The organism is Ornithinicoccus hortensis, assembly GCF_006716185.1.
GTDB classification, from domain to species: Bacteria; Actinomycetota; Actinomycetes; order Actinomycetales; family Dermatophilaceae; genus Ornithinicoccus; species Ornithinicoccus hortensis.
On record NZ_VFOP01000001.1, the window covers coordinates 3,892,544 to 3,915,910 of the forward strand.

Consider the following 23,367-nt stretch of genomic DNA (forward strand, 5'->3'; position numbering starts at 1 on the left):
TCCTGGGGGGTGTGGTCAGTAGAGCTTTTCGGTGTTTCCGTCGATGGCCAGCGCTTGGCCGCTGACCATCCGGCCGGCCGGGCCGGCGAGGTAAAGGGCGGCCGCGGCGATGTCGTCGGCGGTCACCAGTCGCCCGAGGCTGGACTGCCCGTGATAGAGCGCGGTGACCTCCTCGACCGGCCGGTCGAGCATCTGTGCCTTGGCCTCGATGACCGCCTGGATCCGTGGCCCGTCGACGGCGCCGGGGCAGATCGCGTTGACCGCGATGCCGTCCGGCCCGAGCTCGATAGCCAGGGTCTTGGTGAACCCGACGACGGCCCACTTGGACGCCGAGTAGGGACTGCGCCCCGCCATCCCGAGACGCCCGGCAGCCGAGGACAAGTTGATGATGCGGGCGTCGGCCGACCGTCGCAGGTGCGGCAGCGCGTGCTTGACGCAGTAGAACTGGCCGTGGATGTTGACGTCGAAGGTGCGTCGCCAGGCCTCGGAATCCAGCCCCTCCACCGGGCCGGTCGGCCCGGCCATGCCGGCGTTGTTGACCAAGACGTCCAGCCCGCCCAGGCGCTCCACGGCGACCTGCACCATCGCCTCGACCTGCGCCTCCTCGCTCACGTCGCAGACGGTCACCTCGAACCCCTCGTCGCGTGCGGTGGCGAGCGCGCCGTCGCTGATGTCGCTGACCAGGACGTCGGCCCCGGCGTCCCGGAACACTTGCGCGATGCGAAGGCCCAGGCCGGACCCTCCTCCGGTGACGACTGTTCGGGAATGCTGGATCTGGTTCACTCCGGCTCCTGCTGGGTGGTGTGGTTCGGGGTGGTCTCGTTCTGGCGGACAAGGTCCGGCGTGGGGGTGTCGGGATGTGACTGACTCTCAGGGGGGCAGCCGCAGGTGCGGCCGATCCACAACTCGTGCGGCATGACCAGGCTCTGGTAGGGCGCCGCCGGGTCGTCGATCCTGGCCTGCAGCACGTCGAAGGCAGCCTTGGCCATGCCGATCTGGGGCTGGACCACGGTGGTCAGCGAGACCAGCGCAGATCGGCTGTGCGGCAGGCCGTCGAACCCGGTGACGACAACGTCCTCAGGGACCTTCAGTCCCTGCTTGAGCAGATACTCGATCACGCCGATAGCCACCTCGTCACTGCCGCACAGGATCGCGTCGGGCGGGCTTCCGCCGGCCAGCAACTCCTGGGCGGCCAGCCTCCCGCCGGCGTTGTTCAGCCGGGTGCTCAGCCGCCACTCGGGCGGTACCCGGATGCCCAGCGCCTCGGCCGTGGCCAGGTAGCCCCGTTCCCGCGCCGCCGAGGCGGAGGAGAAGCGGGGGCCGATCACCGTGGCCACGCGATGTCGCCCGTGCCCGATGACGTGGTGCATCATGGCCTCGGCAGCGGCGGCGTCCTCGATGCCCACGAAGTCTGCGGCCACGAAGTCGGAACGCCGGGAGAGCTGGACGTAGGGCACCCGCGCAGCGCGCAGGAGCTGCAGGGCCGCCACTTCCTCCCGCGGGATGGAGGCCAGGATCAGCCCGTCCACCTTGCGGGCGATCATGGCCTGGACCGTGCTCGTCATGACGTCGGCGTCGTCGCTGGTGGAGGCCAGGAACACCTCGTGACCGATCTCTGCCGCACGGTCGACCACGCCCTGTGCCCACCGCGGGAACATCGGGTTGGTCATGTTGGGGACGACCAAGCCCACGACGTTGTTGCGCCGGGCGTCGGGGATCCGGGGACCGCTCCGGGGGCGGTAGCCCATCTCCCGGGCGAGTGTCAACACCCGCCGGCGGGTGTGCTCGGAGACTCCGCCCTGGCCGTTCATGACGTAGCTGACGGTCGCCGTGGAGACTCCCGCCTCCCGGGCCACCGCGGCGGCGGAGACGGTCCGCGCGGAAACAGCGGACGCCTTCGAGGAGCGATCGCCCTCGGGCACCCTGCCGGTCACGGTGCCTCCTCAACCCTTCGTGTCCCGCGTCTGTCGCCGGTCCGTCCTGCCGAAACGCTAAGGAGCCTCGAGAACATTAAGCAATGTTAAGTAGGTGATCAGCCGGGCCAAGAACGCGTTCGGCGCGGGCAGACGGGCCGGGGGGAGACGCGGCACGGCCCGGACCCACCGGAGTGGGACCGGGCCGTGTCCGTGGCCTGGACGCGCTAGTCGAAGTAGACGACCAAGTCGTTCTGGATCTGCTGGGAGACCGCGGCGGTGCCGCCCAGCACGATGATCCGTTGCGGGTCGAGCCGCTCGAGCTCGGCGATCGTGGCGTCGGGCAGCTCGTCCGGTCGGGTCATCAGGATCGGGCCGCCGATGGCGACCGAGATCGGCCCGCCCGTCATCGCGTCGGCATACACCTGACCGGTGGCCACGAAGACGGCGTTCACGCCGGGGTCGTAGTCCGTGGACAGGGCGGCCGCCGTGCCGTACCGGTCCTCACCGGAGACCCGGGTGACCGTGCCGTCGGTGTAGTCCTCGAGCGCGGTGACCACGTCGTCCGAGACGGCCTCGGAGCCGCCGAGCACGATGATGTTGTCCGCGGCCAGGTAGGTCAGCGCGTCCGCCGTGGCCTGCGGCAGCTCACCGTGCCGGGTGAGCAGCACCGGGGCCCCGAGGGCGCCGGCCCGGGAGGCCGCCGCCAGCGCGTCCGGGAAGTCGGTGCCCGCGGCCACGTAGGCCAGGGCACCGCCGGTCGGGTACGTCTGGGCGGCCATCCCGGCCGTCTCGTACCGGTCCGCCCCGAAGATCCGGCTGACCTCGTCGTCGGTGTCCGCCTGGGCGAGCTCGGCCAGCTGCGCATCCAGGGTGGTGGACACCGCGGCGTTGCCGCCCAGCACGACGATCTTCTGCGGCTGCAGCCGCTCCAGCTCGGCCACCGTGTCCTCCGGGAGGCTGGCCGTGCGGGTCAGCAGCACCGGTGCGTCGTGGGTGCCGCCCAGGGCGCCGGCCGGCATGGCGTCCGGGTAGTTCAGGCCGGTCGCCAGGTAGACCGTCTCCTGGCCCGGGTCCCACGAGGTCGCCGAGATCGCCGCGGCGGTCCCGTAGCGGTCCGAGCCCCAGATCCGCTCGACGGCCTTGCCGTCCTGGGTCCAGGTGAAGGAGACCGTGTCCGTCGCCGTGCACGCCTCGCCCGCGACGGGCCTCGCGCACCCGCTGATGGTGTCGGTGCCCGGAGCGGTCCCGGTGTAGCTGAAGGCCGCCGACCCGTCCGCGTCGGTGGTGGCGGTGCCGGAGGTGCTGTTGGCCCCGGTGACCGCGAACTCGATCGTGGTGTCCGCGACCGGGGCACCCGTGTCGTCGGTGAGGGCGGCGGTCACCGTGTGCTCCGTGCCGACCTCGGCGCTCCCGGAGTCGGGGTCCAGGTCGAGGTCGTGGGTGACCACGACGGCACCGGGCGCGCAGTCGACCTCCGGGTCGGGGGTGAAGCCCACGACCAGGTTGTCCAGGAACACCGCCGAGTCGAGCGAGGAGTCGCCCTGGTCGAAGATGGAGAAGTAGACCGAGTGGGCGCCGGGCGTGACCTGGGAGGAGGCCGCCAGCCGCACGGTCGCGGCACCGTTGGTGTCCCCGCCGTCCGGACCCGTGCCGCCGTCGAAGGCCGTGCCGCCACCGTTCTCCGGGGTCATCCCGCCGATGCCGGTCGAGTTGATGCTCACCACATTGCCCTCGGCGTCGAAGGCGAAGTTGTCGGGGGCGTTGATCTCCGACCCCGAGGTAGTCCAGGTGGACTCGTCGAGCTCGGCGATGAACGCGTCGTTGAACTGCGACCCGACATAGACCGGGTACTCCTCGGACAGGAACCGGAAGTCGAAGCTCAGGCAGTTCGAGCCGGTCGGCACGTCGAGGTCCACCCGCAGGACCGTCACGTCGCGGTCGGAGTCACCCCGCACGGCCGGCCCGCCGAGGGGCGTGCTGGCGAAGATGCCCGGCTGGTCGACACTCGCGACCTGGCCCGAAGAGAGGATGGCGAAGGTTCCGCCGTCGGTCGGAAAGCCGGCCAGCGAGCTGTCGGCCGTGCCGGCCGAGACCTCGGCCGGCTGCGTCTCCATGGCGGCGCCGGTCACGCTCGCCGACGGGGACGCAAGCGCCTGTGCCAGCGCGTTGGCGTTGCCGACCGTGACCGCGCTCGGCCCGGCCCCCAGGGCGTCGGGCGAGACCGTCGCACGGTCCGGGGTGTCCTCGCTGGCCTGGGCGATCCCCGGCGCGAGCGCCATCGCGAGCAGCGGCGCGACGCTGCCTACCGCCAGCCCGGCACGCAGCCGGGACCTTCGAGTGGGATGCATCTGTGCTCCTTCGATTCCGGGCCGCGCGCGACCCTGGGAGGAGGGCAAGACGCGACTGGGGGAATGCCGAAGTAGACCGGTCGTCGACCGGTCGGATGGATCACGAACAGGACAGTCACGGTTGCCCACGTGGGTAGAGGTTCTACACCCCGTATGTCGCTCCTCCGGCGCAGGTATCACGTCACCTGCCCGAAAGGGCACCAGGGAAAGGACCAGTCGCGCAGGACAACCGGCACGGTCGTCCTGCGCGACGGGTCCCGACCGTCAGCTCCCGTCCAACCGTCAGTCCGCGGCCAGGAGCGCCTCCAGCTCCTCGACGACCGACTGGCCCACGGCCTGCGTGCCGCCGAGGACGTAGGCGTGCGCGGTGTCCCCGCTCGCCGCGATCCAGTCGCCGGTCTCCGGCGGCAGCTGTGCCACCCGGGTGAGCAGGATGGGCTCGCCCAGCACGCCGCCGGGCAGGGCGTCGACCAGGTGTCCGGGCTCGCCGGAGCCGACGGTCACCGAGGAGGCGTCCAGCCCCGCGGCCACGTAGTGGTCGGCGACGGCGACCGCGGTGGACCACCGGTTCGCCCCGGAGACCCGGACCGCGTCGGGCAGCTCGCCCAGCACGGCCTCGGAGATCGCGGCGCTGCCGCCGACCGCGACGCTGGAGTCCGTCTCGGCGTCCAACCAGGCCGCGGTCGGGTCCGGGACCTGGTCGCGCCGGACCAGCACGATCGGCACCGCGGCGTCGGAGGCAGCCCCGGAGACCGCGAGCGCGTCGATCAGGTGACCGGGCTCGCCGGAGGCGACGACGGCGGTGGTCCCGCCGATCAGGTCGGCCACACCGACCGCCGTCTCGTAACGGTCCGCGCCCCCGACCCGGGTGACCGTGATGCCCATCGCCTCGAGGTCCTCGACCACGCCCTCACCGACCGCGGCCGTGCCGCCGACCACCGTGACCTCGGTGACGTTGCGGGCGGCCAGGTCGTCCGCGACGACCGGGGACAGCTGGGCGGAGCGGGTGGCGAGCAGCGGCGCCTCCCTCTGGTAGGCCAGCGGGGCCGCGACGAGCCCGTCGACCAGGTGCGACTCCTCGCCGCTGACCAGGGTGGCCGTGGTGGCCTCCGGGAAGGCCTCCTGCCCGATCGCGACGGAGGTCGCATACCGGTCCTCGCCGCGCAGCCGGGTCACCGACCGGTTGGCGTCGGCGGCGACGCGGACCAGCTCGACCAGGCCTGCGGCATACTCCTGCGACTCCTCGTGCGCCTCGTCCCACTCGGGCTGGAAGCCGACGCCCTGCCACTGCTGGAAGTCCTCGCGCCACACGTCGTTGCCGACCTCGAAGTCCCAGGCGATGATGTCGAACTCGTAGTAGAGGTGGTCACCGGAGTTGCCGGCCGCGCTGTAGAGCACGTCGGTCACCGGGCCAGTGTTGGAGGTCCAGGTGACGGTGTCCCGGTGCCCGGCGATCGCGGCGATGATCCGCGCCGAGGCGTCCTGGAACTCGGCCAGCGTCGCTGGGTCCGGGTAGGGCAGCGTCTCCCGGCCGGGCATCTTGTAGGCGCCCGGCGACCACATGAAGTAACCGCCGTAGCTGTGCACGTTGATCGCGTGGGTGATGTTGGGGTAGCTCTCGGCGACCGCCACCACGTTGCTCGACTCCGGCTCGGACAGCTCCGCCGGGCCGGCATAGGTGCCGGACAGGCAGTTGGCCGACCCGCCGACATACCCGTCGTGGTAGGACCCCACCGCATAGTTGCGGTTGATGTCCACGCCCCAGCCGTCGGCATACCGCGGGTCGCGGTCCTGGCCGGTGCAGTGCTCGGTCATGTTCTTGCGCTGCCAGTTGTCGTCGTAGAAGGAGTAGTTTGCGCCGTCCGGGTTGACCACCGGCAGCACGAAGATCTCGGTCTCCTCCAGCAGCTGGGCCGTCTCCTCGTCGGTGTGCGCGTTGGCCAGCATCCGCTCGGCGAACTCCAGGTTGGCCAGCGGGGTGACCCACTCGCGCGCATGCTCCTGGCTGTAGGTGAAGACCCCCGGCCGGGAGCCGTCGCGGTGCTTGCCGATCCGCAGCAGCCGCACCGTCTGCCCCTCGTCGGGCAGGTGGCTGGCGGCGAGGTCGTCGCTCAGGACGGCGTCGGCCTCGGTCATCGTCTCCCCCTCGGAGGTCTGGGCGACGAAGGCGTTGAAGGTGTCCGGGAACTGCGCGGTGATGTATGCCGCCACCTCGTCGGTCGTGCTCGTCACCTGCCCGTCCGCGTCCGTGGCGAGGGAGATGAACAGCGTCCGGTCGATGTAGTCGCCGGTGAGCTCGGCGTCGGGCTCGGTCGGCGCCTCCACGATGACCTCGGTGTCGTTCATCCCCTCCGAGCCGTAGTCGACCGACTCCACGATGATCGCGGCGGTCTCCCGGTCGCCGACGACCGCCTTGGCGGTGCGCCGGTAGCCGTTGGTCGCGTTGGGCAGCTCGACGACGTCGACGAGGTCGGAGTACTGGTCGGCGAGCCGGTCGATCCGCTCGCCGATCTCGGCCGGCGTCATGTAGTGGTCGATGAAGTCGTGCTGGTAGCCCTCCGGGAGCTCCGGCGCGTCGGTGCCCGGCCAGGGTGCGGTGCCGGCGGTGGCGGTGCCGCCTTCGCTGGAGGTGGCCGTCACCGAGACGGGGACGTCCGGCAGCGGCATCGGGAGGTAGTAGTGGTACATGTACTGCCCGGCGTCGACGTACCGGAACAGCGGGAAGCTGCCGGTCGTGCCGTCCTGGGTCTCCCACTCCACCTCGATCTCCAGGTCGGGGTCGGCGGTCGCCGAGGTCGAGGCCTGGACCTGGAGGAAGACCTGCCCGCCCGACTCCCACCAGTAGGCGTAGTCGACCGCCACGGTGTCGGCCGGTTGGACGACGCCGTCGACGGTCTGCGGGCTCAGCCCGGCCGCGTGCCGCTCCTGCGCGGCCTCCCGGCTCGCCTCGAAGCGCTGCTGGGCATCGCCCTCGCGCTGGATCACCTGGCGCACCGTCGCGCCGTCGGCGCGCAGCGCGGTCAGCTCGTCGCCGGTCAGGACCAGGTCGACCAGGACCAGACCGTCCCGCGACTCCGGGGAGGGCGCCGGGACCGCTGCGATGTCGGCGTCCGCGGCCACCAGGGCCTCCAGGGCCGCCCGGTCCGGCAGCGCGAGCCGGACCAGCGCCCGCTCGCTGCCCTGCGGCAGGTCCTCGGCCGCGACCGCGCCTGCGCCCTGTGCGCCCGGTGGATCCCCGCCGCCCGGATCCGCGAACGCAGCCGGCGTGGCGACCAGGAGGGCGGCGGAGAGCACAGCGGCAAGGCGACGACGCGACATGTTCGGTCCTTCGACGGAGCGGACAGCCGGCCGTGACAGGGGACCCGGATCGGACCGGGCACAGCAGACGGTTGCTGGCCATCGTGGCCGAGGTGGCGAACCCCGTCAACCGATCGGGCGGGGACGGGAACCGCCCGTCCACCTGCGGGGCGGCGCCGAGTGGACGCGTTGTGGACGCTCCCGGCGAAAAATCCGGCAACAACTCGTGCATTCGGCGCACCGGCGCCCGACCGGTCGCCCGACGGGGCCGCCCCGTCTCCCGGGCGTTCCATTGGGACGAATGGTGTTTACTGTCAGCGTACGGAATTCACTCAGGCCGACGGAACGACGCGACGAGGCGGTGACGCGCATGGCAGGCCACGGCGGCACGGTGTATGCCGGCTGCTCGGTCTTCGACGGGGCGGGCGAGAGCTCGCTCCCGGACCAGGCGATCTGGGTCCGGGAGGGCACGGTCGAGCAGGTCGGGGACCGGGACGCGGTGCTGGCAGCGGCCGAGCCCGAGGGGGTCGAGGTGGTCGACCTGGGCGGCGGTCACGTCATGCCGGGCCTGATCAACATGCACGTGCATCTGGGGTTGGCGCTGCCCGGGCCGATGGGCGACGCAGTGGCCCGCGGGGGCGATGCCGACCTCGTGCTCCTGATGGCCGGTGCGGCGCGACGCGCCCTGCACGCCGGCGTCACCACGGCCCGGCTGGTCGGCGAGAGCCGGTATGCCGACTTCGCCCTCCGCCGGTCGCTCGAGCGGGGCGAGGTGGTCGGGCCCCGGCTGTTCACCGCGGGGCACGCGCTGTGCTGCACCGGTGGGCACGGGCACGACTCCGACGCCCTGGAGGCCGACGGCGCGGACGGCTTCCGCCGGGCCACCCGGGAGCAGCTGCGCGCCGGGGCGGACCTGATCAAGGTCTGCATCTCCGGCGGGATCGCCGGCGAGCACGAGGGCATCGACACCCCGCAGCTGACCGACGAGGAGATGGCGGCGGTGATCGGCACCGCCCACGACTGGGGGCGGCAGGTGACCGCCCACGCCGGCCCGTCGTCGGTCATCGCCCGGGCGGTCGAGCTCGGGGTCGACGGCATCGAGCACGGCTACCAGCTCACCGAGCAGGTGTGCGCGCTGATGGCCGAGCGCGGCGTGCGCTACGTGCCGACGATCACGGTCAGCCGGTGCCGGGAGTTCCTCGAGCTGCACCAGGTCCCGGACTGGATGATCGACCGCGCCCTGTCGGCGGCGCCGGAGCACTGGGCGAGCCTGCAGCGGGCGATCGCCGCGGGGGTCACCATCGTGATGGGCAGCGACACGCCGCCCGATGCGGCGCTGGACGGCACGACCGCCACGGTCCGCGAGATGGAACTCATGGCCGAGGCCGGGATGACCCCGGCCCAGGTGCTGCGGTCGGCCACCAGCGGCGCTGCGGAGTGGCTGGGCGCCGCCGACCGCGTCGGCACGCTCGCGCCCGGGGCCGCCGCCGACTTCCTGGTGCTGGACGCCGATCCGGCCGCCGACGTCGCGGCGCTGCGCACGCTGCACACCGTCGTCCAGGGCGGCGAACCCGTCCGCGACGACCGGGGCCTGCTCGCCGGGAGGGGACGCCGGTGAGCGAGGACACCCCGCATCCGGTGGAGGCCGTCACCGAACTGTCCGACCTGCGCGTGGTCGTGGACCGCATCGAGGGCCGCTCGGTGTGCGGGCTGCGGCCGGGCGACTTCTTCGAGGTCACCGAATCCAACCGGGTGCAGATCAAACCGGGCCGGCACTTCTGCCTGTATGCCCTGGCCGCGGTGCTCCCGCTGTTGCCGGCCAAGCAGCGGGCGCTGGACCCCGGTGACTGGATGGCCCGGGACAGCGAGGTCGCCTGCCCGGACCCGGAGGAGCGGCTGATCATGCGGATCGAACGCACCGGGACCCGCCGGATACCGACCGAGGACCTGACGTGACAGCCGCCGCCACACCCTGGCCCGAGCGCGCGGTCAGCGTCGCCGTCCAGTCGGACAAGACGCCGCGGGACTACGCCCGGCTGGCCACCCAGGCCCAGGGGTGGGGCTTCGACGGGGTCAGCGTCTACGCCGACCTCGGCTTCCAGCCCCCGGTCCCCGCGCTGCAGACGATGGCCGAGCACTCCGAGCGCCTGGTGCTCGGGCCGGCCTGCCTGAACCCGTTCACCGTGCACCCGGTCGAGATCGCCGGTCAGATCGCGGCGCTGGACGCGGTCAGCGGGGGCCGCGCCTACCTCGGCCTGACCCGCGGCTCCTGGCTCGGCGAGCTCCACCTCGAGCAGCGGGCGCCGGTCGCCGCGCTGCGGGACACCGTGGAGATCGTCAACCGGTTGCTGGCCGGCAACACGGGCGGCTACCGGGGGCAGGCATACGGCATCAGGCCGGGGTTCCGGCTGCGCTACCGCCCGCTGCGCGACCGGATCCCGGTGCTGCTCGGCGTCTGGGGACCGCGGGGTGCGGCGCTGGCCGCCGAGTTGGCCGACGAGGTCAAGATCGGCGGGTCGGCCAATCCTGCGATGGTGTCCACCATGGCCCACTGGCTGGCCGAGGGCTGCCGACAGGCTGGCCGCCTCCCGGATGCCGTGGGGGTCGTGGCCGGAGCGGTCACCGTGGTCGACCACGACCGCGCCGCCGCACGCGCCCTGGCCCGCACCGAGGTCGCCATGTACCTCGACGTCGTGGCCGCCCTCGACCCCACGGTCACCGTCGACCCCGACCTACTGGCCCGGCTGCGCGACCTGCTCACCGAGGGCCGCGACTCCGACGCCGGAGCGCTGCTCCCCGACGATTTGCTCGACCGCTTCGCGTTCGCCGGGAACCCCGCCGACCTGGCCGAGCACGCGCTGACCCTGTTCGACGCCGGGGCGACCCGGATCGAGTTCGGCACGCCGCACGGCCTGGACTCCGGGCGCGGGCTGGACCTGCTCGGCCGGGAGGTCCTCCCCCGGATCCGCAGCCGCCACCCGTCCGAGGCGTCCCCCACCACCTACCCGGAGCCCGCATGAGTCGCACCACCGTCCGGACCATCGCCGACAAGTACGTCGCGGCGCTGGCCACCACCTCACCGTCCGCCGCCGAGGCGCTGGGCCAGGTCCCGGAGATCCTCGTGCCGGACCTGTCCCCCCAGGCCGCCCACGCCCGGAACGACCTCCAGCGGCGCACCCTGCACGCACTGCGCGACGTCCCGGCGGAGGGCGCCGAGCGGGTGCTGGCGGTGGCGATGCGGGAGCGGCTGGCCAGCGACCTCGCGCTGGACGACGTCGGGTTCACCCCCCGGCTGCTGGCCCCGCTGGCCACCCCGGTGCACCAGGTCCGGCAGGTGTTCGACAACCTGCCCACCGGCGACAGCGCCGAGGTGGACCGGGTGCTGGCCAACCTGGAGCGGGTCCCCACGGCATACGCCCAGTACCGCGAGGCGCTCACTGCGGCCGCCGCCGACGGGCACGTGGTGCCGTCCCGCCAGGCCCGCATCGTCGCGCAGCAGTGCCGCACCTGGATCGACCCGGCGGGCGCCGACTACTACACCGCGCTGGCCGACCGGGCCGCCGAGCACGCCCGGGACGCCAGGGCGGTCCGCCGCGCCGCGGAGGCGGCGACCACGGCCACCGCCGAGCTGGCCGACTGGCTCGAGCACACCCACGCGCGGCTGGGCTCGGAGCAGGACGGGGTGGGCATCGACTTCTATGAGGTGACTTCCAAGGCACTGCTCGGCACCGTGGTGGACCTGGAGGAGACCTACGCCTACGGCTGGGCCCGCCTGGCCATGCTGACCCGCGAGGTGCAGCAGGTCTCCCGCCGGATCACCGGGGGCAACGGCGGTCTGACGGAGGCCACCGCCATCCTCGACGCCGACAGCCCCCGGGTGCCGGTCGGCCCCCTGCTCGTCGACTGGATCCAACAGCGAATCCAGGCCTCGGTGGACGCCGTGGACGGCACCGTCTTCGACCTGCCGGACGCCGCCCGCCACTGCGAGGGGCGGCTGTCCACCCCCGGCTCCGGCGTCATCTACTACTCCCCGCCCGACATCGCGCGGACCCGCCCCGGCCGCGTCTACTGGTCCACCCCGCCGGACGCGGAGACGATGCCGGTCTGGCGCGAGGTCAGCACGGTGCACCACGAGGGCGTGCCCGGTCACCACCTGCAGTACGCGATCTCGATGAGCCAGCCGGACCTGCACCCGTGGCAGCGCTACCTGTGTCACGTGCACGGGTATGCCGAGGGCTGGGCCCACTACGCCGAGGGCCGGGCCGAGTCGTGGGGCCTGGTGCACGACGACGCCGACCGGCTCAGCGTGCTGCTCGCCCAGCGCTGGCGCGCCGCCCGGATCGTGATCGACATCGGGTTGCACCTGGACCTGCCGATCCCGCCCGGCAACGGCGTCACCCGCCGCCGCCGGTGGACCCGCACCTCGGCGCGCGAGGTGTTGGTGCAGGTCAGCGCGCTGGACGCGCACACGGCGACGTTCGAGGTGGATCGCTACCTCGGCTGGCCGGGGCAGGCCCTCGCCTTCTGCGTGGGCGCCCGCCTGTGGGAGCAGGCGCTCACCCAGTCCCGCGCCGTCGGCGGGGCCAACTTCACCGAGAAGGGCTTCCACATGACCGCGTTGCAGCTGGGTCCGATGGGGCTCGGACCGTTGCAGACCCTGCTCACCGAGCAGGTCTGAGGCATGGCGACCGATCCGGTCCTGGCCGGCTACGCCGACGAGACGCACCGGGCCGACCCGCTGTCGCCGGCCGGCCGCGCGCTCGGGCTGTGGGACGGCCGGCTGCCCGATCCCGCGGCGGAGGCCGACCGCGCCACGGCGCTGCGCGCCCACCTGGCCGACTTCGACCGGCTCGACCCGCAGGACGCGACCGGGCGGCTGGACCTGGCGGTCTCCCGGATCGACGCGACCCACCGGTTGCGTGAGCTCGAGGAGCTTGCCCCGTGGACCCGGATCCCCTACCGGGCCACCGAGACGCTCGGGGCGGCACTGCAGCACGCGATGACCGGTGAGCTCCTGCATACGACCCTCGCCGACGTGCCGCGGTTCCTCCGCGACGCCGTCGCCGCCCTCGACCCGCGACGGGTGCCCGGGGCGTATGCCGAGGCCGCCCTGGCCGCCCTGCCCGGGCTGGGCGGGTTGCTGGCCGAGGCCGAACGGGTCGGTGCCGACCCCGCGGCGGTGAGCGGCGCGCGGACCGCGCTGACGGCATACGAGGAGCAGGTGCGGGACGTCGCCGCGGAAGCGGGCGGCAGCTGGGTGGCCGGGCGGGACTACCTGGAGCACTGCCTGCGCGACTACTTCCGGCTCGACGTGGGCGTCGACGAACTGGCCGCCTGGGGGCGCGAGCAGGTGGCCCGCGACCAGCAGCGGCTGACCGAGCACGCCGCGGCCACCGGCACGGGCAGCTGGCAGGAGCAGATCGAGGCCATCCGGGCCGACCACCCCGCGGCCGAGGACCTGCTCGACACCTACCGCGCCGCGGTGGCCCGCTCCCGGCGGCACACCGAGGAGCTGCGGCTGGCGGACCTGCCCGCGGGCGAGGAGTGCCTGGTCGACGAGGTGGCCGAGTTCCAGCGGCACACCATGCCGATGGGCTTCATGGACCTGGCGCCGACCACGGGTGAGTCACTGCGCAGCTACCTGCGGATCACCCCTGTGCGCCGGCTCGAGGACGGCCGCCCCGACCCGGACCACCTGGCCGAGAGCTGCCACGCGCTGATCACCACGATCGCCGGGCACGAGACCTACCCCGGCCACCACCTGCAGCGGGTGCACCACAAGCGGGCCACCGCCGGCAACGCCTCGATCCGCCGGACCTTCACCTCGGCGGTCTTCGTCGAGGGGTGGGGTCTCTACGTCGAGGACGTGATGCGGGAGACCGGTTTCATGGACAGTCCTGGACTCACCCTTTACGCTCTCCGCAACTCGCTCTGGCGATCCGCACGTGTGGTCGTCGACGTGGGGTTGCACACCGGGACGCTGAGTCAGGAGGAGGCGGTGGAGGTGTTGATGCGTGAGGCCGCGCTGGGGCGGCACATCGCGGAGGGAGAGGTGCGTCGCTACATCCGGCACGACAACCCGTCGTACCCGTCGGCGTATGCGTTGGGCCGGGACGCCTTCCACGACCTGCGGCGGCGGTGGGACGCGGCGGGCGGCGGGCCGCTCGGCGCCTTCCACGACGCCGTCATGGGCTACGGGAGCATCCCGCACGCGCTGTTCGCCGACGACCTGCTGGCGCGCGCCGCGGCCGGGGCGGGACCCCGGTGACCCGCCGGGGAGGGCGGCGATGAGCGGCCTGGGGACGCGGCTGGCGGAGCTGCGCCACCGGCGCGGCTTCACGCTGCGCGGGCTGGCGGCCGAGGCCGGGGTCTCCCCCGCACTGCTGAGCCAGCTGGAGAACGGCACGACCGACCCGTCGCTGTCGACGCTGCGCAAGCTCGCCGGGGTGTTCGACACCTCGATCGCGGCGCTGTTCGAGGACCCCGACGCCCCACTGGTGCACCACAGCCGGCCCGGTGAGCGGGTGACCCTGACCGCACCCACCGGGAGCTTCGGCTACGACCGGCTCACCCCGGGCCGCGGCGACCTGGAGGTGCTGCACGTCGTGCTGGCCCCCGGGGACACCAGCTCGGCCACCGGCTGGTCGCACACCTCGACCGAGTGTGTCTACGTGGTGGCCGGGGAGGTCACCGTCGAGCTCGCCGGCGAGGACCACGTGCTCCCGGCCGGCCACGCCCTGACCTTCGACTCCCAGCTGCCGCACCGCTACCTGAACACCTCCGACACCCCCGCCGAGGCGATCCTCGCGGTCACCCCGCCGACGCCCTGAGGGGGCAGGGGCACCGCCCGCCCGCGAAGTGGCGCCAGGCACGGGGTGGCGCCAGGCACTTTGGGTCATGCAGATTGCGTCGCGGGCCACCCAAGGTGCATGACGCACACTGCATGGCGTGTCACGTCAGGGCGCGTCAGGACGCCACCCGGAGTCGTACCCCGGCATCGCCTGACGCCGTGTCGTCAGCAGGACCCCGGCGAGGTCCACCGGACTGCGGCCCGCTGAAGCGTAGGCCTGCTCGCGGGGCACGCCGTGCGCCAGGAGTGCCCGTCGCAGCTCGTCGGCCACGACGTCCGCGTCGGGCGTGGCGAACAGGACGAACCCGTCACCGGCGACCGGTGGGGGCGGCTGGCCCGGTCCGACCACGCTCGCGCGGGCCGGCCCGACGAACGACACCGCCTCCTTGGAGTTGACGAAGATGAACCACCGGGGCCACACGAGCGGGCGGGCACTGTTCACGATCCGGGAGATGTCGGCGTATGTCGCGATCGACGCCGGGTGGATCGAGCCGTACGGGATCGAGCGCACGCGACCGAGCCGCCGCCCGACCCGCACCCCGTGCCGGTGCAGAGTGAGCACCGCGGACGCCGACCAGGTGAGCCAGCCGGCGGAGAGGAGGGCAAACAGGAGGGTGAGGCCCCCGAAGAGCCACCGCTCCTCCGGGTCCGCCATGAAGAGGGTGCCCACCAGCAGGCAGGCGGGCGGCAGCGCGAGGTAGCACACGTCATACAGCGGGATCCGCGGGCGGAGGGTACTCACCGGCGGTCCGAGCCAGCCGGGCGCGCTCATCGGGCGGTGTCCGTCCGTCGTCCCCACTCCCCACACACCCGACCGATGCTCTCACGGGCCCCCTCGGCACCGAAGCGGGCCGGGTGTCCTACGGGGTGGGAGGAGAAGGACACCCGGCCCAGTCTTACTGCATACGGACCCACTGCTCGGCGTTCCAGGTGACGCCGTTCTGCGTTGCGGTGGACCGTACGTTCGCGATGGCGGAGTCGTAGGCGATCACGTTCGGGTGCGCGAACAGCGGGATGCCGTAAAGGTCCTGCCACAGTTCAGACTCGATCGTGGTCACCTGCTCCAGCCAGACGTCGTCGTCGGAGGAGGCGGCCAGGGTGGACCACGCCTCGTCGACCGTCTCGTTGCTGTAGCCGCCCATGTTCTGCCCGCGGCCGGTGGCGTAGATCTCCTGGCCGGAGGCCTTCTGACCCGAGCCGGCCCAGGCGAATAGCGCGACCTCGTAGTCGCCGGTGAACAGGGCGCCGTCCGGGGTCAGGAAGCTGCCGTCGCCGATGTCCTCGATGTCGAACCCGACCTGGTCGCAGCTGGACTTGATCAGGCTGACGATGTTGGTGCGCCGCTGGTTGGGCGCGGAGTAGCCGATCCGGATGGTCGTGCCCTCGGCGAGTCCGGACTCCTCGAACTTGGCCTTGGCCGCCTCGAGGTCGACCTCGTCGTAGCGCCCGTCGTAGGCCGCGTCGACCACCGTGTCGTAGGTGTCCTGGAACGGGAACACCTCGCGGGCGTTCATCACCTGGGCCTCGGGGTTGATCGGCGCGATCAGGTTGTCCACGATCTGCTGTCGCGGCACGCACAGCGCGAACGCCTCCCGCGCGGCCAGCCCGCCGTCGGACTCGGCGAACGGACCGGCGGCGAAGTTGAAGTCCAGGTGCTCCCAGGTGAGCTCGTCGCTGGTGACCAGGGTGAACTGGTCGCCGAGGCCCTCGATCTGGCTGATCGTGTCGACCGTGGCCTGCGGCTCGATGACGTTGAGGTCGCCGTTGGCGAGCGCCTGCACGTGCGTCTCCGCCGCGGCGAACCGGAAGGTCAGGTTGGCGGTGGCCGGCGGGGCGGCCCAGTAGTTCTCGTTCGGCACCAGGGTCAGCGACTGGCCGGACGTCCAGGACCCGCCGTCGAGGGTGTACGGGCCGGAGCTGGGCACGATGGCCGGGTCGGGCAGTTGCCCCGCCGTCGGGGAGAGCCAGCCCTGGTTCCAGAACTCCGCCGCGGCCGCGAGCGCGTCCTGGTCGCGGTCCTGGATGGCCTGCACCAACTCGTCCGAGGTCATGCCGGCCTGCTCGGCCACGACGTGGGCGGGCAGGAACGCCCCGACCGTGATCTCCCAGTCCGGGTAAGGGTCGGGGTAGACCACGGTGAACTCCTTGCCACCGGCCTCGCCCTGCGGACCGTCGGGCACGTACTCCCCGAACGCGCTGCCCACGTTGTTGAACAGCGGGGTGTCCGCGTCCTCGGTGAGGACCGCCGGGTTCTGCGAGGCCCAGTCCAGCAGCACGTCGGCGTAGTCGATCGGGGTGCCGTCGGACCAAACCGCCTCGTCGGAGATGGTGTATGCGACGGTCAGCGGGTCCTTGGAGGTCACCTCGTACGTGCCGAAGTCCTCGTTGGGATAGATCGTGCCGTCGGTGCCGTAGTCCCAGAACCCGGTGAGCATCCGGTCGTTGATGGTGGCGTTGTAGGTGGAGTTGGTCTCCGGCTGGTTGCCGTTGAACCCGCTCCACTCCACCTCGCCGGAGGAGAAGAAGATCTCGTCGTCCGCGGTTTCGGTGATGCCCAGGTCGGCCTTGGCCGAATCGCCAGTCCCGGCCGCCCCGTCGTCCCCGCCCTCGTCGGCCGTCGCGGTCGCGTCGTCGCCGGAGTCCCCGCCGTCCTCCGCGGCACCGCCCTGCGCGCCGTCCGAGGAGGAGTCGTCACCGCCGTCGGAGGTACACCCGCTGACCACGAGGGCGGCGCTGAAACTCAGGGCGACGGCAGCACGAGCGAGCTTCATCGAGGACCTCCAGGTGTCCGGGCAGCGGCCACCTGACTGTGACTAAACGCTGTTCAGTTGCACTGAACCATGCCATCGGTGGGGGTGTCAACGTCATTTGTCGCGACCCGCCGACGTTGCCGGCACGCGGACGGCAGGGCGGTGGCCGGATCTCCCGACCCACCGCCCCACGCAACCCCGTGCGCCGCTCAGGTGGTCCCCGAGATGGTGGCCATCAGGTTCTTCCCGCTCCCGTCGGAGGCCAGGTCGTCGTAGGCGTACACCTTGATCGGGAGGTTCTCCGCGACGAGGCCTCCGTACACCCCATACCGCTGCCCGGAGTCGAGGCGGAAGATCGGGCCCCGGTAACCGTCCAGCTCGATCTGCCAGTAGATGGCATCCCCGTTGGCCTTCGTGTCGTAGACCCAGATCTCCTCGCCGCGGGGGTGGAACTCCATCTTGCCGACCAGCTCGTTGCCCGAGTAGATCCTGCCCCGGGCCGCCTTGCCACCCTGGTCGTGCTGGAAGTAGGTCCCGTCGTACTCGTCCCACAGGGTGCAGGGACACGAGGAGGTCTTCCGGGTGTCATAGTCGGCCCAGACGTTGCTGTGCGCCTGCGCGGCCGGCGCCGACCCCGCGAGCGCGGCGCCGAGTGCCATCGTGGCGGCCAGTGCACGGACGGTACGGCGGCGGGCCCTGTCAGATCGTAGAAACATGGCGTGGTCTCACTCCTCCATCGGAAAACATTGAGTGGGACCGATCGTCGAGGTCGTCGCTTTCACAGGTCCTTCACCGTGCTTTCCCGCCCTGGGCACGATTCCCGGCGTCATACTCGCCGCAACGTCCCCGTGACGCTCTCGGCCCCGTAGCACTCCCGCAGGAACGAGAAGTAGGAGACCGCGCTGCCGGTGGCGTGCGACTCGGTGGGCGTGAACGCACTGGTGACCGTGAGCCCCTCCACCGGGTTGCGACCGGCCCGGGCCAGCAGTTCGACGGCGCCCTGCCCGACCAGGTCCTGGTAGCTGGAGGCGTAGGTAAGCTCACGCTCACACACCGTGACGTGCAGGTGCCCGGCGGTGGGACGGGTCGGATCCTTGGCGGCCAGGTCATAGAGGTCCAGCACCGTGGACTCCATCAGGATGCCCGGGCTGCCGGCCCCCACGACGTCGAAGTGGTCAGTGCTCAGCGCGGCGTAGGAGGCGAACAACCCGCCATAGGAAAAGCCGTGCAAACCGGTCCCCTCGTCGCTGACTCGGTAGCGGGCACGCAGTGCCGGGTCCAGCTCCTCAGTCAGGAAGGTCAGGAACCGGTCGGCGTGGGGGTCGCGGAGGTGCTCCAGGTAGAGCCGGGCGTCCGCCTCGCTGAGGATCCCGGCGGCCGGCAGCCGTTCGATGGTGCTCTCGTCCGCCCCCGGCGCAAGTGGCTCGCCGGGTGGCAGCAGATCACGGGCCCGGACGGCCAGGAGCCGAGCGGCGTCCTCGGCCGGGTAACCGACACAGACCTGGATGAACGGTTTGATCGGGTTGATCGGGTCGTCCCGCAACAGGCCGTATGCCGAGGCGGTGGACGGGGCGGCCTTGTTGCCGTCCGCCTGGAACACCAGGGGGTATGCCGTGTCCTCCCGGTCGTACAGCAAGGGCAGGGTCACCCAGACGGCGAAGCGGGCGCCGACGCCCTCCGAATCGATCTCGAAGTACCGGGTGCTGGGCAGGACCGACGACAGGTCGGCGGTTGCCTCGATCAGGGGGGATGCGCTCAATCATGCCCGGCCGGTGGGTGCCCTCCAGGATGTCGTCCCGGATCCGGCGGTAGGCGCGCTCGGCGGCACTGTCGGCGTGGCTGGGCTGCGCCATCGGTCCTCTCCCTCGACCTCGGGCGGCGGGGGTCTCGCGCCGCTCGTCAGGGGCCCTGCCCGTCCGGGGCACCCTCGCATATGATGGCCACGATCCCTCGGGCGCTGGTTCCCCCGAGTGCGGTATCGCCTGGATTGGGCGGTGGATCACCTGCGCCGATTGCGCGCGGGGTCCTCCCCTGCCCATCTCCGCCCGAGGAGCACCATGCGCCGCCCGAGTCACCCCACCTCCCCCACGTTCTTCGCTGTGGCCTGCACGGTCTCCCTGCTCGCGGCGTGCGGGAGCGCGGCCGACGGCAACGGGGGCGACGCCGGCGGGTCCGCCGGGGACGGCTCCGCAGCCACCGACGACACGGGTGAGGCGACCTACCCGGTGACGGTCGACAACTGCGGCACCACGGTGGAGTTCACCGCGCCGCCGGAGCGGATCGTCACCATCAAGTCCACCTCGACCGAGCTGCTGCTGGCCCTCGGCGTCTCGGACCGGATCGTGGGGCAGGCCTTCCAGGACGGCCCGGTGCCAGAGCAGTGGGCCGACGATGCGGCCGACATCCCGACGATCTCGGACTCGGCACCCGGGCAGGAGACGGTGCTGGAGCTCGAGCCGGACCTGGTGCTGGCCGGGTGGGAGAGCAACCTGGCGGCGGACACCGCTGGCGAGCGGGACCTGCTGGCCAGGCTGGGGGTGAACAGCTACGTCTCGCCGGCGGCCTGCCAGGAGGAGGCCTACCGGCCGGACCCGCTGACCTTCGAGGTGCTGTTCGCCCAGTTCGAGGAGGCCGGACAGATCCTGGGGGTGCCGGACGCGGCCACCGACCTCGTGGCGCAGCAGCGGGCCGAGCTGGCGCAGGTGCAGCCGCTGGAGCCGGGCACCACGGCCCTGTGGTGGTCCTCCGGTGGTGACACCCCGTACGTCGGCGGCGGCATCGGTGCCCCGCAGATGGTGATGGACGCGGTCGGGCTGGAGAACGTGGCCGGCGACCTGGACCAGACCTGGAGCTCGCTGAGCTGGGAGGCGATCATCGACGCCGACCCGGACGTCTTCGTCCTGGTCGACGCGGCCTGGAACACCGCCGACTCCAAGATCGAGTTCCTGGAGTCCACCCCGGCCACCTCCGAGCTCACCGCGGTCCGCGAGGACCGCTACCTGGTGCTGCCGTTCCCGGCCAGCGAGGCCGGGGTGCGGTCGGTGCCCGCGGTCACCGAGCTCGCCGCGGGCCTGCGCGACCTGGGTCTCGGCGGGGACGACGCCAGCGACGGCGCCGGGGACTGACGGTGTCGATCCTCACCCCGGCCCACCGTGCCCCGGCGCCGCTCCCGGCGCACGGGCCGCACCCGTCGCCGTCCGAGCCGGACGACGGCGGGCGAGGCGGGCGCAACCGGCGCGGCCGCCGCGGACGAGGAGGCCGACCCGGACAGCGCGGCGGCACCCTCGTCTGGGGGGTCGGGCTGGCGGTGGCGCTGGTGGCCTCGATCAGCGTGGCCATCACGATCGGCCCGGCGGGGCTGTCGGTCGCCGAGGTGTGGACCGTGGTCGGTGACCGGCTCGGCTGGGCGCACAGCGACCTGACCCCGATCCGGGAGGGCATCGTCTGGGAGATCCGGCTGCCTCGGGTGCTCACCGCGGCCGCGGTCGGGGCGGGCCTGGGGCTCAGCGGCGCGGTGATGCAGGCGCTGACCCGCAACCCGCTGGCCGACCCGTTCCTGCTGGGGCTGTCCTCCGGCGCCTCGACCGGTGCGGTGCTGGTGCTGCTCCTGGGGCTGTCCGTGGTGCTGCCGCTCGCCGCCTTCCTCGGCGCGATCGCCGCCCTGGTCGCGACCCTGCTGCTGGCCCGCTCGCTCGGCACGATCACCCCGAGCCGCACCGTGCTCGCCGGGCTCGCCGTCTCCTCCTTCGCCGGGGCGATCACCTCGCTGCTGGTCTTCTGGAACGCCCAGGGCGACGCCTTCCGTGAGGTGCTGAACTGGTTGCTCGGCTCCCTCGCCGGCGCCGAGTGGGACGCCGTGGCCATCGCCTGGGGCGCGTTGCTGGCGGTGGGGATCCCGATGGTCCTCTACGGGCGGGTGCTCGACGCCTTCGCGTTCGGCGACACCGCGGCCGCCACCCTGGGGGTCGACGTGGCACGCACCCGGTGGCTGCTGCTCAGCGGCGCGGCCGTGCTCACCGGGGCGATGGTCTCGGTGAGCGGCTCGATCGGCTTCGTCGGGCTGGTCCTGCCCAACGCGGTGCGCCTCGTCGTCGGGTCCCGGCACCGCCAGCTGCTGCCGCTGACCGTGCTGCTCGGCGCCGTCTTCATGGTCTGGGTGGACACCCTCGCGCGGACCCTGTTCGACCCGCGGGAGCTGCCGGTCGGGATCATCACCGTCCTCGTGGGGGCACCGGTCTTCGTGCTGGTGCTGGTGCGCAACCGGGCCCGCGCATGACGGGCACCCTCGAGGTCCACCACCTCTCGTATGCCGTGTCCGGGCTCCCGCTCGTCGACGACGTGTCGTTCGCGGTGCCCGGCGGCGGCCTGGTCGCCCTGGTCGGGCCCAACGGCGCCGGCAAGACCACGCTGCTGCGGCTGATGGCCGGCACCCACCGCGCCGCCTCGCCGGAGCAGGCGGGTGTGCTGGTGGACGGGGTGGACCTGCTGGGGCTGGCCCGCCGCGACCGGGCCCGGCAGCTCGCGCTGGTCGAGCAGGCCTCGCACGCCGAGTTCATGCTCACCGTGCGCCAGGTCGTCGAGCTCGGCCGGATCCCGCACCAGTCCCGGTGGGCGGTCGGCTCCGAGGATCCCGGGGTGGTGGAGCGGGCGATCGACCTGGCGGGGGTGCGCCACCTCGCGGACCGGGAGCTGTCCACCCTGTCCGGCGGGGAACAGCAGCGGGTCCACCTGGCCCGCGCCCTGGCCCAGCAGCCGCGGCTGCTCCTGCTCGACGAGCCCACCAACCACCTGGACATCCGGGCCCAGCTGGAGTCGCTGGACCTGTTACGCCGGCTGGCCGGGCAGGACGCGCAGGGCGGAGGGGACCTCACCGTGGTCGCCGCGCTGCACGACCTCAACCTGGCCCTGGCCTACTGCGAGCACACGGTGCTGCTGGCCGGCGGTCGGGTACGCGCCGTCGGGCGCACCGAGGAGGTGCTCACGCCGGAGGCGATCGGCACGGCATACGGCGTCGTCGCCGACCTGGTGCCGCACCCGCGCACCGGCCGGCCGATGGTGGCGTTCACCCCGGCCCACGCCCCGGTCCCGGCCCACCGGTAGGCCGACCCCCGCCGCCCCCAAGAATTGACCGCCTGCCAGCGCTTCTCGACAGCGTCTCAGCGCCGTGTCCGCCCGTCAGGTCCAGTTCGAGCGATCACCGCCCACCTACTCGGGTCGTCGCCAGTTCGCCGCGTTGGACGGTCCGCCTCGGCGGGGCGTCATGGTTGCCCTCACGCGGGTTCCTGAGGGTTGGCCAGCCGGTCGAGGAGTGCGTACACGGCCTCGGGGTCATCTGCTGCCTGGAAGTACCGGTGGTCTGGGGTGAGGCGGCGCAGGAATCTGCGCAGTACCTTGCGGTCGCCGGGACGCGCGTGTTGGAGGACTGCGCGGGGGTCGTTGAGCCCGATCTGTCCGAGAGTCCACGAGGTCCTCGGCGTGGCGGTCGACGTCGCGGCTGTCGGTGACGTAGGCGTGGGCCTTGACGACGAGCGAGCCCAGCAGGTTCGGGCGGCGCACCTGACCTGTCGCATCGTCGATGATGATGGGTACTCGTTCGGCACGAGCGAGCGCCTGCCGACCCCCCTCCATGGAGAACCCAGGGCGACCGGAGGTGGTCCTGGGGAAGGCGTGCTGCCGTTCCAGTCCCTCGGGCAGCAGAACGTCGATGACGGTGTCCTCGTCGCGACGGTAGCGGTAGCCGTACCCGTCACTGGTCTTGTCCTCAGCGAACCCACAAGACCGGAGGAACCGGCTTGTCGCCGTCAACGCGTCGCGGCGGGTCCACACACCGACCACCACGTCACCGTCGTCGGTTGGCCGGGTCGGGGCGATGCCGTTCTCCAGGCAGTGGAGCATCGTCATCTGGCCACCGACGAGCACCCATGGATGACCGAGGGACTCCAGACCGAGGACGGTTTTCCACATCTCGGCCTGGTGGGAGGGAAGCTGCGGCAGCACCACTGGTAGGCGGTCGATGGCCGGAACATGCTCAGGTGTATGCCGCAGCAGTCCCACGCGAACAGATGGCTGCGAGTAATAGTCACCTCGGGGTCGCCCAGCAGGGCATCAAGAGTCGCGGCGAGGTCGCGGGCCTGGTCGGGGTCGACGGCGGGTGCCAACCCGAGGCGAGTCTTGATCCTCCGCAGCACCTGCTCGACCTCATCTGA

19 protein-coding genes are annotated in these 23,367 nt (G+C 72.3%); 10 read left to right on the forward strand and 9 right to left on the reverse strand.

Translation table 11 applies throughout. The features are described 5' to 3' along the window. Positions 1-15: 15 nt before the first annotated feature. From FB467_RS18190 to FB467_RS18205, 4 genes are all read right to left on the reverse strand, one after another. Positions 16-783, reverse strand: coding sequence for an SDR family oxidoreductase (locus tag FB467_RS18190; RefSeq protein ID WP_141786354.1), 768 nt, complete (start codon positions 781-783; stop codon positions 16-18). Next, positions 780-1,934 (reverse strand): LacI family DNA-binding transcriptional regulator, encoded by a 1,155-nt coding sequence (locus tag FB467_RS18195; RefSeq protein ID WP_228393362.1) that lies wholly within the window; start codon positions 1,932-1,934, stop codon positions 780-782. The genes FB467_RS18190 and FB467_RS18195 overlap by 4 nt, the downstream gene beginning before the upstream one ends. Positions 1,935-2,140: 206 nt before the next feature. Further along, positions 2,141-4,264: a cell wall-binding repeat-containing protein gene (locus tag FB467_RS18200; RefSeq protein WP_141786355.1), complete on the reverse strand. Its 2,124-nt coding sequence runs from the start codon at positions 4,262-4,264 to the stop codon at positions 2,141-2,143. 282 nt (positions 4,265-4,546) lie between these two features. Next, complete coding sequence (locus tag FB467_RS18205) at positions 4,547-7,582, reverse strand: M14 family zinc carboxypeptidase (RefSeq protein WP_141786356.1); 3,036 nt, start codon at positions 7,580-7,582, stop codon at positions 4,547-4,549. 349 nt (positions 7,583-7,931) lie between these two features. Between FB467_RS18205 and FB467_RS18210 the strand changes: the two genes are divergently transcribed. The 6 genes from FB467_RS18210 to FB467_RS18235 are packed head-to-tail and all read left to right on the forward strand — an operon-like array spanning position 7,932 to position 14,391. After that, the gene (locus FB467_RS18210) at positions 7,932-9,179 is read left to right on the forward strand and encodes an amidohydrolase family protein (protein ID WP_141786357.1); all 1,248 of its coding nucleotides are present in this window, start codon (positions 7,932-7,934) and stop codon (positions 9,177-9,179) included. Further along, positions 9,176-9,517, forward strand: coding sequence for a TIGR04076 family protein (locus FB467_RS18215; protein WP_211350640.1), 342 nt, complete (start codon positions 9,176-9,178; stop codon positions 9,515-9,517). Before FB467_RS18210 ends, FB467_RS18215 begins: the two co-directional genes overlap by 4 nt. After that, positions 9,514-10,581 (forward strand): LLM class flavin-dependent oxidoreductase, encoded by a 1,068-nt coding sequence (locus FB467_RS18220; protein ID WP_141786358.1) that lies wholly within the window; start codon positions 9,514-9,516, stop codon positions 10,579-10,581. The genes FB467_RS18215 and FB467_RS18220 overlap by 4 nt, the downstream gene beginning before the upstream one ends. Beyond that, entirely contained in the window at positions 10,578-12,239 is a 1,662-nt protein-coding gene (locus FB467_RS18225) for a DUF885 domain-containing protein (RefSeq protein WP_141786359.1), read from the forward strand. The genes FB467_RS18220 and FB467_RS18225 overlap by 4 nt, the downstream gene beginning before the upstream one ends. A gap of 3 nt (positions 12,240-12,242) precedes the next feature. Further along, positions 12,243-13,829 carry a DUF885 domain-containing protein gene (locus FB467_RS18230; RefSeq protein ID WP_141786360.1) on the forward strand — a complete coding sequence of 529 codons (1,587 nt, stop codon included), beginning with the start codon at positions 12,243-12,245 and terminating at the stop codon, positions 13,827-13,829. A gap of 19 nt (positions 13,830-13,848) precedes the next feature. Further along, a complete protein-coding gene (locus FB467_RS18235) occupies positions 13,849-14,391 on the forward strand; it encodes a helix-turn-helix domain-containing protein (RefSeq protein WP_141786361.1) in 543 nt (180 codons plus the stop codon). Between the two features lie 126 nt (positions 14,392-14,517). On the opposite strand, the gene FB467_RS18240 is transcribed toward FB467_RS18235, so the two are convergent. The 4 genes from FB467_RS18240 to FB467_RS18255 form a co-directional block, all read right to left on the reverse strand. After that, complete coding sequence (locus FB467_RS18240; protein WP_141786362.1) at positions 14,518-15,153, reverse strand: hypothetical protein; 636 nt, start codon at positions 15,151-15,153, stop codon at positions 14,518-14,520. A 154-nt stretch (positions 15,154-15,307) separates the two neighbouring features. Continuing rightward, entirely contained in the window at positions 15,308-17,182 is a 1,875-nt protein-coding gene (locus FB467_RS18245) for an ABC transporter substrate-binding protein (protein WP_141786363.1), read from the reverse strand. 188 nt (positions 17,183-17,370) lie between these two features. Next, a complete protein-coding gene (locus FB467_RS18250; RefSeq protein WP_141786364.1) occupies positions 17,371-17,820 on the reverse strand; it encodes a hypothetical protein in 450 nt (149 codons plus the stop codon). A gap of 167 nt (positions 17,821-17,987) precedes the next feature. Further along, positions 17,988-18,920: an alpha/beta hydrolase gene (locus tag FB467_RS18255; protein WP_141786365.1), complete on the reverse strand. Its 933-nt coding sequence runs from the start codon at positions 18,918-18,920 to the stop codon at positions 17,988-17,990. Positions 18,921-19,218: 298 nt separating this feature from the next. Here FB467_RS18255 and FB467_RS18260 point away from each other — a divergent pair, with 298 nt between their 5' ends. The 3 genes from FB467_RS18260 (at position 19,219) to FB467_RS18270 (ending at position 22,261) form a co-directional block, all read left to right on the forward strand. Then, positions 19,219-20,286, forward strand: coding sequence for a putative F420-0 ABC transporter substrate-binding protein (locus FB467_RS18260; protein WP_141786366.1), 1,068 nt, complete (start codon positions 19,219-19,221; stop codon positions 20,284-20,286). A gap of 176 nt (positions 20,287-20,462) precedes the next feature. Next, positions 20,463-21,437, forward strand: coding sequence for a putative F420-0 ABC transporter permease subunit (locus FB467_RS18265; protein ID WP_141786776.1), 975 nt, complete (start codon positions 20,463-20,465; stop codon positions 21,435-21,437). Further along, entirely contained in the window at positions 21,434-22,261 is an 828-nt protein-coding gene (locus FB467_RS18270; RefSeq protein ID WP_141786367.1) for an ABC transporter ATP-binding protein, read from the forward strand. Before FB467_RS18265 ends, FB467_RS18270 begins: the two co-directional genes overlap by 4 nt. 228 nt (positions 22,262-22,489) lie before the next feature. Here FB467_RS18270 and FB467_RS18275 read toward each other — a convergent pair whose 3' ends face one another. Then, positions 22,490-23,215, reverse strand: a complete 726-nt coding sequence (locus FB467_RS18275; protein ID WP_141786368.1) for a hypothetical protein — start codon at positions 23,213-23,215, stop codon at positions 22,490-22,492. Positions 23,216-23,223: 8 nt separating this feature from the next. Between FB467_RS18275 and FB467_RS18650 the strand changes: the two genes are divergently transcribed. Beyond that, entirely contained in the window at positions 23,224-23,367 is a 144-nt protein-coding gene (locus FB467_RS18650) for a hypothetical protein (RefSeq protein WP_153390330.1), read from the forward strand.

Bases quoted from the DNA above. Each gene is read 5' to 3' on its own strand.
- FB467_RS18650 (WP_153390330.1), top strand. From the start codon at position 23,224: ATGGCTGCGAGTAATAGTCACCTCGGGGTCGCCCAGCAGGGCATCAAG.
- FB467_RS18245 (WP_141786363.1), bottom strand. From the start codon at position 17,182: ATGAAGCTCGCTCGTGCTGCCGTCGCCCTGAGTTTCAGCGCCGCCCTC.
- FB467_RS18230 (WP_141786360.1), top strand. From the start codon at position 12,243: ATGGCGACCGATCCGGTCCTGGCCGGCTACGCCGACGAGACGCACCGG.
- FB467_RS18235 (WP_141786361.1), top strand. From the start codon at position 13,849: ATGAGCGGCCTGGGGACGCGGCTGGCGGAGCTGCGCCACCGGCGCGGC.
- FB467_RS18260 (WP_141786366.1), top strand. From the start codon at position 19,219: ATGCGCCGCCCGAGTCACCCCACCTCCCCCACGTTCTTCGCTGTGGCC.
- FB467_RS18200 (WP_141786355.1), bottom strand. From the start codon at position 4,264: ATGCATCCCACTCGAAGGTCCCGGCTGCGTGCCGGGCTGGCGGTAGGC.
- FB467_RS18205 (WP_141786356.1), bottom strand. From the start codon at position 7,582: ATGTCGCGTCGTCGCCTTGCCGCTGTGCTCTCCGCCGCCCTCCTGGTC.
- FB467_RS18250 (WP_141786364.1), bottom strand. From the start codon at position 17,820: ATGGCACTCGGCGCCGCGCTCGCGGGGTCGGCGCCGGCCGCGCAGGCG.
- FB467_RS18225 (WP_141786359.1), top strand. From the start codon at position 10,578: ATGAGTCGCACCACCGTCCGGACCATCGCCGACAAGTACGTCGCGGCG.
- FB467_RS18270 (WP_141786367.1), top strand. From the start codon at position 21,434: ATGACGGGCACCCTCGAGGTCCACCACCTCTCGTATGCCGTGTCCGGG.
- FB467_RS18210 (WP_141786357.1), top strand. From the start codon at position 7,932: ATGGCAGGCCACGGCGGCACGGTGTATGCCGGCTGCTCGGTCTTCGAC.